Here is a 9,561-nt window from a genome sequence, read left to right on the forward strand (position 1 = left end):
GAAAGTATAGAGCAGCTTTTCACTAATCTGATTGGAAACGCAGTTAAATATACTCTCCGGTTTGAGCGGATTTTTCACTAAGACTCACCTCCTCGGATCTCTTGCGCCACTTTGGTGATATCAATCTCTGCCGGGCACCAGGTAATACAACGGCCACACCCTACACATCCAAAGAGACCATACTGATCCAGGGAATAGCTAAGCTTGTGGCACACAAATTGTTTCATCCTGGTGGCCTGCTCTTTGCGAAAATTTCCCCCACTGACAGCCGCAAAATCCAGGACCTGACAGGAATCCCAACTCCTGATACGCTCCACATTCTTCAGAGACATGTCCACCTGATCCACCACGTTATAGCAATAGCAAGTAGGGCAAACCATGACGCAGTTGGCGCAACCCAGACACTCTTCTCCCACCTGGGGCCAGTAGATATGACCCAGGTTTGCTCTCAGTATCTGAGGAAGGTCTTTAGTGTTGAGTCTTTTGCTCATCTGCTCCCTGGCTACCCTTATCTTCCTGAGTTTGAGCATGGCATCGGAGATCTGAGCGTCTTCCAGCCCGATCCGCTCCACGATCTCTACTCCCGCCTCGCTCCCCACATCTACGGTGTACCTATCCCCCAGGTTAGTGAGAAGGAGGTCATAGCCCTCTTTGAGCTCGGGACCAGTGTCCATGGAAGAGCAAAAACAGTTCTCTCCTACTTCAGTACAATTCAGACCTACAATGAAGGTCTTCTCTCTTCTGGCGTTGTAGTAAGGATCCTGGAAGTCATGGTTGAAAACCTTATCCAGATACAGAATGGCATGGACATCACAGGGTTTCACCGCCATCAGAACCTGCTTTCTGTCCGGGATAGACTCCTCAGCCAAAAAGCCGTCTCCAATGTGCCCGGAGAGAATGATCTCCCTGGGCCGGTGAAGATACTTTTTGGGAGACATCATGCTATTTACATAGTAGTCCAGCTCAGTGGCCTGGGCGATGCGGCTAAAAACCACCTGGCCGTCCTTTCTTACCGGGCCGAAGATGTTATGTTCATCGGCAAGAGCCTCGACCAGACGGTGCATATCTTTCTTTTTTAGCAGGACCGTATCTCCCACTTTTCGCTTTCCGACCAACTGGTTTGCCAATTTTTGCTTACCTCCTCTTGATGTCTACAACTTTGTGCTCTTCGATCTCCATACCAATAACCTCTGTTTCTTCACCCCCTGATGAGTGTTGTTCCGAATCTTGGGCTGCCAGAGGCAGATGAACGGTGAACGTGGTTCCCTTCCCGACTTCACTTTGCACCGAAATATCACCTTTATGAACGTCTACGAAGCTCTTAACTATAGATAATCCCAGGCCTGTGCCCACTTTGGCAAATTGAACTGCATTGGGAGCCCGGTAGAATTCGTTGAATATCTTAGGTATGTCCTCAGGAGGAATGCCTATTCCGGTATCGGATACCTGGATGCGGAGATACTCATTTTCCGAAACTGCCCTTATGGTAACCCGCCCTCCTCGGGGAGTATATTTAACTGCGTTTCCAATCAGATTAGTGAAAAGCTGCTCTATACTTTCCCGATCCCCCAGAACCGGAGGGAGGGTGGAGGGAATTTTGGCTTCCACTACTACATTCTTATTCTCGAATCGGGCCCGCAAAAGGCCAATTACCCTTTGCACCGCCTCCGGGATATTAACCTTCTCCATCCGCCCCTCCAGCTTGGCTTCTCTGCTGCGGGACAGGATCAAGAGGTCGTTAAGGAGCTTAAGCAGCTCCCAGGTTCTGCTTTCTGCTCGTTCCACCATCTCTCTGGTTTTTCCCGAAACCTCACCTGTCAGTCCCTCCAGAACCACCTTAAGGATACTCTGAACGGCAGCCAGGGGCGCCCTCAGCTCGTGGGAGACCTTGCGCAAGTACTGAGACTTTATCCGATCCGCCTCATTCAGCTTGTCGTAGGCGAGTTGCAACTCCTCGGTCTTGCCCCGCAACTCCTTGGTTAAGGAAACAGTCTGCCGCTCCTTCTCCCTCAACTGCCTGACTATGGAAGTAGCCATATATACGGAAATGTAAATAGTGCTGGTAAAAACAAAAAGAGAGGCCAGGATGAATCGCCAGTCCTGGTAAAGTTCCTGGGAAATAAAACCGGTCAGATGAACATGGGGAATCAGGCCGTAATACTCCAAAGCAACAAGACCTCCCAGCAAGGCCACTGCAAAGGTTGCCTGCAAGTAGCTGGCTCTGACCGAAAGAAGTATGCTGGCAATGATCATGTGAAAGATAAAATAGCCCTACAACGTCATTTACCTGAATACATACAATATGTTGTGGTTCAATTAAAGAAATTACCCTACATATTGAACCAAGATTCTTAAGTATCGCTGTAGGGATAGAAGAAGAAGGGATTCTCTATACCTCCTGAGAAGTGGATAAGAGCAGTCAGAGCCAACAGATCTAGAGTAATCTGTAGGTTGACCAAAATGGTTGCTTGAGGAAACCGTAGAAAAATCCTCCTGGCCCTCTCTGGCCTGAGAGAGACAAAAAAAATAAGATTGTAGAGAAGAATGATGCCTGCTATCAGATACAGGGTAGAGGCAGGTAGTCCGATCTGGAGCACATTGCTGGCAAAAGCAACAGCAGCTATCACCCCTGCTGCGCCTATCCATCTAAGGCGGACCATCCATCCGATCCTCTCAGCCAGATCTGCACCGTGGTAGCTGGTATCAGCCATTAAGTTACCCCCTAATTTACTCAACCTCACGGTTAGAAGATACTCCTTTGCTCAAGCGGTGGCCTCTAGGGGTTCAAGGGTAACCATAATGTTTTCACGTTCGTAGGTCATGGCCACATAAGGACAGTTAGGAAATTCTCTCCGCCTTTGCAGTATCATCATCTATTTCTTCAGAAGATTGCCCACCTTTTCCAACAGGTCAGCCGGCTGAACTGGCTTGTCGATGAAGCCCTGAACTGGCAGGAACTCTCCCGGCCCATAGGTAGCATCGCTCATTTCCAGGTAGAGTCTCATCTCCGTCTTCTCGTGAATGGCGCTGACGATGAGAATGGGAATATCCTGATACTCCTCCTCCATATCGTTCCGCAATTTCCAGGCGAAATGAAACCCTTCGGTTCCCTCCGGCATCATTACGTCCAGGATAATGAGATCCGGCTTCTCCGACCTGACTTTGGTGAGACCATCGTCGGCGCTGTCTGACGATACTACCTGGTAGGACTTGCTTTCCAGAACCAACCTCATGGATTCCACCATATCCGGGTCATCTTCAACAATAAGGATTTTTTGCATGCTCCTTCATTTACTTTTCCTCCCTACATTTTCTTGATTATGATCTTGGTACTCTCATATTAACTCACCAGACTAATTCCATCCAATCATAACTTCTTTTACCTCGGTTAGTCTACCCCCTGCTTACAATAATAAAAAGAAATTTTTCACAATCAGCATGAGAAATATATCACAAATAGGAGACCCTGGCTAGACTGCCGGCAAATAATTTTGTTACAATCACTAGAGAACTGGGTAGAAAATAGTCAGCATTTTCGTGGTTCGTGAGTAATGGCTCCATCATGGTGAATTGCTCAGAAAATAGCCCTTTGATCAAGTGGCAGCCTCCATGGCTCAATAGCAACCTTATTTCCATGCCTCATGGCAATAGCCACCAAAATAATTACATAGAAGAATCCAGGTTCTGTAACTCAAAATTTTATCCTTTTCTTGGATCCTACAGAATGTCATGATGGAACGATATCGAATAAGAATCAAAGGAATAGTCCAGGGAGTAGGTTTTCGCCCCTTCGTCTACCAACTGGCCAAAAGGCACGGGCTGGCAGGGTGGGTGTCCAATACCTCTCAAGGAGTTCTTATTGAGGCTGAGGGAGAAAAGGAAGAGCTGACTGCCTTTGTCCAGGCTCTCTCTCGGGAAGCTCCTCCTCAGGCGGTAGTGAAGTCCGTAAATTGGGAATCACATCCTCCTGCGGACTTCTGTGATTTCACTATTCGAGAGAGCATAAAGAAGGAGGGCCAATTCGTCCTCATCTCTCCAGATATAGCCACCTGCGCTGAATGCTTGATAGAGCTCTTTGATCCAGCCGACAGACGCTACCGCTATCCTTTTATCAACTGCACCAACTGTGGCCCTCGCTTCACCATAATTGAAGAGATCCCCTATGACCGGGCCTCTACAACCATGAAAAATTTTACCATGTGTCCCCAGTGCCAGGCCGAGTACGACAATCCCATGAGCCGGCGCTTTCATGCCCAGCCCAATGCCTGTCCCCGGTGTGGCCCAACTCTTATCCTTCAGGCGCCTGACGGATACGCGTTCACAACCGATCCCATCAAGACAGTTGTCCATCTTTTGAAAAAAGGACATATCCTGGCCATTAAAGGCCTGGGAGGCTTTCACCTGGCCTGTGATGCCACCAATGACCAGGCCGTTACGGCTCTCAGGACTCGTAAGCATCGCTATGCCAAGCCCCTCGCCCTTATGTTCCCAGATCTGGAGACCATCAAAAAGCACTGCAGGGTGAGCTCTGCCGAGGCTGAGGCTCTTTCCTCTTCCCGAAGACCCATCGTCCTTTTAAAAGATAGGGGAACCGGGGTGATCAGTGGTCAGGTAGCTCCAGGACAGAGATATCAGGGAGCCATGCTTCCCTATACTCCTCTTCACCACCTGCTCCTGGAGGAATCGAAAATGATCCTGATCATGACCAGCGGCAACATAAGTGAAGAGCCCATAGCTACAGATAATTTAGAAGCCCTAAAAAGACTGGAGGGAATTGCCGACTACTTTCTCCTCCATGACCGGGACATTTATGCTCGCTATGATGACTCGGTAGTCCGAGTAATAGAGGGCCAGGAAGTTCTGGTGAGAAGATCCAGGGGCTATGCTCCCTACCCCCTTTCATTACCCTTCTCTTCCACCGAGACTCTAGCCTGCGGAGCGGAGCTCAAAAACACCTTCTGCCTGACCAAAGAAAACTATGCTTTTCTCAGCCAGCACATCGGGGATCTGGAAAACTGGGAGACCTTCCAACATTTTGAGAACACCCTCAAGCTGTATCAGAGACTTTTTCGGATAAAACCGAGCCTGGTTGCTTATGACCTCCATCCCGACTACCTGTCCACCAAATATGCCCTGAATCTGGAAGGAGTCCAGAAGATAGGCATCCAGCATCACCATGCCCATGTAGTAAGCTGCATGATGGAGAACGGCCTGAAAGACCGGGTGATCGGCGTAGCCTGTGACGGGACCGGATACGGAGTTGACGGAACAATCTGGGGATGCGAGTTTCTTCTGGCTGATTGGAAAGATTTTGAACGGCAGGGACATTTGCTTTATATTCCTATGCCGGGCGGCGCTCTGGCCATCCAGCGGCCCTACCGAATGGCCCTGGGTTATCTGTACCAGCTATTTCCAGACCGTTTCGAGGCACTGAGGCAGGAGTTTTTCGGAAAGACTGATCCGGAGGAAGCCCGTCTGGTCAGGCTCCAGATAGATAAAAATCTGAATTCCCCCCTGACTTCCAGTTGTGGGCGGCTTTTTGACGTAGCTTCCGCTCTGCTGGGAGTAAGGCTGGTCTCCGAATATGAGGGGCAGGCTGCCTGCGAGCTGGAGATGGTAGCTGATGAAAAGACGGAAGAGAGCTATCCCTTTGAGATCAAAGAGGATGAGGATAGATTGGTCATAGATCCTACCCTCACCATCTCTGCTATAATGGACGAGGTGAGAAAGGGCAAAAAGAAGGATCTCATCGCCGGCGCTTTCCACAACACCGTAGCGGAGTTCATCACCGAAACTTGCCTCCGTTTACGAAGAGACTCCAGAATAGATCGGGTCGTTCTGAGCGGTGGAGTCTTTCAAAACGTCCATCTGGTGACCAAATTGAAACAGAGATTGGAGAGAGAAGGCTTTCAGGTCTTCACTCACAGACTTGTCCCCACCAACGATGGGGGCATTTCTTTGGGACAGGCAGTGATAGCCAATGCTAAACTGGGTATCGCAAGATAACAATACAAACGAGAGATTATACAAATCACCCATGCGGCGCACCGCACCACGTCGCATGAAAATTGGTTATTTTCAAGGAAGAGAGGCCTATCCTGTCAGCCCTATACTCTGCCAAAATTATTGCTTCCTTTGCCGAAAGGAGTGACGTTATGTGCCTGGCCATACCTGGCCGAGTCATAGAAATAGATGGAGACCAGGCGGAGGTGGAAATAGGTGGGATCATCCGCAGAGCCAGCCTGGCTCTATGTCCCCCCGTGAGAGTGGGACAATACGTCCTTCTCCATGCCGGATTTGCCATCCAGGTAGTAGATGAAGAGGAAGCCCAGGAGACCCTCAGGCTTCTGCAGGAGATAGGGGACATAGGTGAAATTAGTTAGCGAATTTCGAGATCCTCAACTGGCGGCCCACTTGATCAAAGCCATGTATCGTACTTCCCGGAGAGCAGTCAGTCTGATGGAGGTCTGTGGCACCCACACGGTGGCCATATCCAAAAATGGACTCCGCCAGATGATTCCTTCCCCCATATCCCTTCTCTCCGGACCGGGGTGTCCGGTCTGTGTGACTTCCAACCGTGATCTGGACAAAGCCATAGCTGTGGCTCGGCAGCCAGGGGTCATACTGGCTACCTTCGGAGACATGATGCGGGTCCCTGGTTCCTATTCCAGCCTGTCCAAGGAGAGGGCGGAGGGCTGCGATGTGCGGGTGGTCTACTCCACTATGGATGCTCTGAGAATAGCCGAAGCCAATCCGCACCAGAAGGTGGTCTTCTATGGAGTTGGCTTTGAGACTACCTCACCTACTATAGCTGCCTCCATCCTGGAAGCCAAGAAACGGGGGATTACCAACTACCTGGTGCTGAGTGTGCATAAGCTTATCCCGCCAGCCATGAAAGCTCTCCTGGACTCCCCAGAGCTCAACCTCCATGGTTTTATTTGCCCGGGACATGTCAGCGTGATCATTGGCAGCCGACCCTACCAGTTCATTTCTGAGCAATACCACCTGCCCTGTGTGATAAGTGGCTTCGAGCCCCTGGACATACTTCAGTCCATTCTGATGCTGGTGCAGGCACTGGAAACCGGCCAGGCTGCTGTCCATATTCAATATCGCCGGGGAGTGCGAGAGGAAGGAAACCCAGTGGCCCTCCGCACCCTGGATCAAGTATTTGAGGTGGGGGATGCGGAATGGAGAGGGTTGGGCCTGATACCAGAAAGTGGTCTTAAAATACGGAGGAAGTACAGATCCTGGGATGCGGAAGAGTTTCTAGATCTGGACGTTCCTGCGCCTCGAAAAGCCCCAGGCTGCCTCTGTGGAGATATTCTGAGGGGGATTAAAAATCCCTTTGATTGTCCCCTCTTCGGGGGAAAATGCACGCCCGAAAGTCCGGTAGGGCCCTGTATGGTTTCCAGCGAAGGAACTTGTGCTGCTTATTACCGATATGAAAGATATAGAGTACAAGATGAGGACCGGGGGCGGCGAGGAGAGGTTCCTCAACTCAAACCAGCAGGCTAAATAGACTTGCCCTTTGTGAACTCTCTGTTAGCTAAAGCAAACAGCTTCTACAGAGTCCGCGAACTTTTTAATTTAACGTCAGCAGCATCGGGTTCATCGGTTGGGTCTCAACCTCCACCGAGCAGTTTCTCGCTACCTCGATCCGAGGAACTGACGACCTTAGGTATGACAAAATGTAGCATATTAAGCACAGAACGTCAAGCAGCATTCCCCATGTCGCCTAAAGGCGACAGTCCCCTGCCGCATTCTTTATGGCATGCCTGGACCAAATCTATTTGAAGAAAAGAGGAAACTATAAACGTGGATCGAATCCTTCTGGCTCATGGCAATGGAGGGAAACTGGGCTACGAGTTGATCAAAAGCCTTTTCCTGGCCAGTTTTAACAATCCCGTCCTGGCCCAATTGGATGATGCGGCCCGGATAGAGATCGCTTCTGGACATTTAGCCATCAGTACTGATTGCTATGTGGTCAACCCGCCATTCTTTCCTGGCGGGGATATCGGCAAGCTAGCTATCTGCGGCACCGTCAACGATCTCTCCATGAGAGGAGCAAAACCTCTCTATTTGACCGTGGGCTTGATCATCGAAGAGGGTTTTCCTCTTCCGGACCTGGAGACTATTACTGCCTCCATGGCTACCACGGCAAATGAGGTCGGTGTTCAGATAGTGGCCGGTGATACCAAAGTGGTGGAGAAGGGAAGTGCCGACCGTATCTTTATCAACACAGCGGGGATAGGAATGATTCCGGAGGGCATCAATGTATCCGGTGCTAACGCCAGACCGGGAGACAAGGTCATCTTGAGTGGCACCATAGGAGATCACGGGATTGCCATCCTGAGCTGCCGGGAAGAATTGGCCTTCAGAACCACTTTAGAAAGCGACTGTGCCCCCCTCAACCAACTGGTGAGCCAGATCCTCCAGGTCTGTCCCCATCTCCACTGTCTACGGGATCCCACCCGAGGAGGCCTGGCTACTACCCTTAATGAGTTGGCCATTCAGTCTCAGGTGGGGATGGTGATTGAGGAAGCTCGCATACCTGTGCGGGAAGAGGTCCAAGGAGCCTGTGAGATGCTGGGGCTTGACCCTCTCTACCTGGCCAATGAGGGAAAACTGGTGGCTATAGTCCCAGCCAGTGAGACGGACAAGGTCATGGAAGCTATGCTCACCAATCCCTGGGGACAAAACGCCCGGGTAATAGGAGAAGTCCAGGCATCGCCCTCGGGAATGGTTCTGCTAAAGACAGAGGTGGGCTCGACCCGAATATTAGATATGCTCAGCGGGGAACTTCTACCCAGAATTTGCTAGAAGTTTATCCGACGTTTACTGAACCCACAGAAGCCCAGGTGACTATTGGACTGAATTCGCATAACCCAGGCTCTGAACTGAAGTCTATGAGGAAGACCACTTGCAAGAGTTTGGGCCTCGGCTCCTATACTCCGCTGGAATGTCATTTTCCTAAGCCTCAGCCTCTATGCTCTCCACCAGAATGTCGTTTCCTTCCACCAGGGAGATCTGACTCCCCCCACACCGGGGACAGGTCAATCTGTCCTCCTCGCCAGAAAATTGCTCCTGACACTGGTGGCAACGATAGGTAGCAGGAACAGTCCTGAATATCAGCTCTGCTCCCTCAGCAATAGTTCCCTTACTTAAAGCCTGGAAGCAGAAGTTGACCGATTCTTCGGTAACTGAGCTCAGCTCCCCCAGAGCAAGGCTGACTCTTTTTACCTTCCTGGCCCCACTTTTTTTAGCCTGGTCCACAACTACATTTATCATGTCCTGAGTTATGGAAAATTCGTGCATGTATTTCTTCCTATGCTTCGTTTATAAGTTTATGAGTCTAGGAGTTACGCAGTTGACTGCCTAATCCCCTAGCCAGTATAATTATAATATAACCTGCAAGAAAAGGTCAAGTTCTATTGGTAAGGAGTTGGAGAGAATATGAACCCACCCAAATGCGATGACCTGGATTACATCCACTTTCTCATAGCTAATATTCACCTGCACAGAAGCCGCCCGGTGCCAACCCGAAGGGAAGGCGCCAGCTCA

Annotated in this window: 9 protein-coding genes and 1 pseudogene; 5 read left to right on the top strand and 5 right to left on the bottom strand. The window is 50.2% G+C overall.

Features of this window, described 5'->3' with window-relative positions; translation table 11 throughout:
- Nucleotides 1-77 precede the first annotated feature (77 nt).
- From HW443_RS07580 to HW443_RS07595, 4 genes are all read right to left on the bottom strand, one after another.
- Entirely contained in the window at nucleotides 78-1,127 is a 1,050-nt protein-coding gene (locus HW443_RS07580; RefSeq protein WP_176238032.1) for a 4Fe-4S dicluster domain-containing protein, read from the bottom strand.
- Between the two features lie 7 nt (nucleotides 1,128-1,134).
- A complete protein-coding gene (locus tag HW443_RS07585) occupies nucleotides 1,135-2,253 on the bottom strand; it encodes a sensor histidine kinase (protein WP_176235320.1) in 1,119 nt (372 codons plus the stop codon).
- Between the two features lie 98 nt (nucleotides 2,254-2,351).
- Entirely contained in the window at nucleotides 2,352-2,711 is a 360-nt protein-coding gene (locus tag HW443_RS07590; RefSeq protein ID WP_176235321.1) for a hypothetical protein, read from the bottom strand.
- Nucleotides 2,712-2,873: 162 nt separating this feature from the next.
- Nucleotides 2,874-3,281 carry a response regulator transcription factor gene (locus HW443_RS07595; protein ID WP_176235322.1) on the bottom strand — a complete coding sequence of 136 codons (408 nt, stop codon included), beginning with the start codon at nucleotides 3,279-3,281 and terminating at the stop codon, nucleotides 2,874-2,876.
- A gap of 448 nt (nucleotides 3,282-3,729) precedes the next feature.
- Here HW443_RS07595 and hypF point away from each other — a divergent pair, with 448 nt between their 5' ends.
- The 4 genes from hypF to hypE all read left to right on the top strand — a co-directional run bounded on the left by hypF (nucleotide 3,730) and on the right by hypE (nucleotide 8,820).
- Nucleotides 3,730-6,006, top strand: coding sequence for a carbamoyltransferase HypF (gene hypF, locus HW443_RS07600; protein ID WP_176235323.1), 2,277 nt, complete (start codon nucleotides 3,730-3,732; stop codon nucleotides 6,004-6,006).
- 149 nt (nucleotides 6,007-6,155) lie between these two features.
- On the top strand, nucleotides 6,156-6,383 hold the full coding sequence (locus tag HW443_RS07605) for a HypC/HybG/HupF family hydrogenase formation chaperone (protein ID WP_176235324.1): 228 nt from the start codon (nucleotides 6,156-6,158) through the stop codon (nucleotides 6,381-6,383).
- On the top strand, nucleotides 6,370-7,515 hold the full coding sequence (gene hypD / locus HW443_RS07610) for a hydrogenase formation protein HypD (protein ID WP_176235325.1): 1,146 nt from the start codon (nucleotides 6,370-6,372) through the stop codon (nucleotides 7,513-7,515). The genes HW443_RS07605 and hypD overlap by 14 nt, the downstream gene beginning before the upstream one ends.
- A gap of 300 nt (nucleotides 7,516-7,815) precedes the next feature.
- A complete protein-coding gene (gene hypE, locus HW443_RS07615) occupies nucleotides 7,816-8,820 on the top strand; it encodes a hydrogenase expression/formation protein HypE (RefSeq protein ID WP_308751089.1) in 1,005 nt (334 codons plus the stop codon).
- Nucleotides 8,821-8,970: 150 nt separating this feature from the next.
- On the opposite strand, the gene hypA is transcribed toward hypE, so the two are convergent.
- Nucleotides 8,971-9,315, bottom strand: coding sequence for a hydrogenase maturation nickel metallochaperone HypA (gene hypA, locus HW443_RS07620; protein ID WP_219857058.1), 345 nt, complete (start codon nucleotides 9,313-9,315; stop codon nucleotides 8,971-8,973).
- Between the two features lie 138 nt (nucleotides 9,316-9,453).
- Between hypA and HW443_RS07625 the strand changes: the two are divergent.
- Nucleotides 9,454-9,561 (top strand): annotated as a pseudogene (locus HW443_RS07625) (IS701 family transposase); the annotation flags it as partial.

The organism is Candidatus Hakubella thermalkaliphila (assembly GCF_013281975.1).
GTDB classification, from domain to species: Bacteria; Actinomycetota; Humimicrobiia; order Hakubellales; family Hakubellaceae; genus Hakubella; species Hakubella thermalkaliphila.

Excerpts from the sequence above, each read along its gene's own strand:
- HW443_RS07585 (WP_176235320.1), bottom strand. The coding sequence starts at position 2,253 with ATGATCATTGCCAGCATACTTCTTTCGGTCAGAGCCAGCTACTTGCAG.
- HW443_RS07590 (WP_176235321.1), bottom strand. The coding sequence starts at position 2,711 with ATGGCTGATACCAGCTACCACGGTGCAGATCTGGCTGAGAGGATCGGA.
- HW443_RS07595 (WP_176235322.1), bottom strand. The coding sequence starts at position 3,281 with ATGCAAAAAATCCTTATTGTTGAAGATGACCCGGATATGGTGGAATCC.
- hypF (WP_176235323.1), top strand. The coding sequence starts at position 3,730 with ATGATGGAACGATATCGAATAAGAATCAAAGGAATAGTCCAGGGAGTA.
- HW443_RS07605 (WP_176235324.1), top strand. The coding sequence starts at position 6,156 with ATGTGCCTGGCCATACCTGGCCGAGTCATAGAAATAGATGGAGACCAG.
- hypA (WP_219857058.1), bottom strand. The coding sequence starts at position 9,315 with ATGCACGAATTTTCCATAACTCAGGACATGATAAATGTAGTTGTGGAC.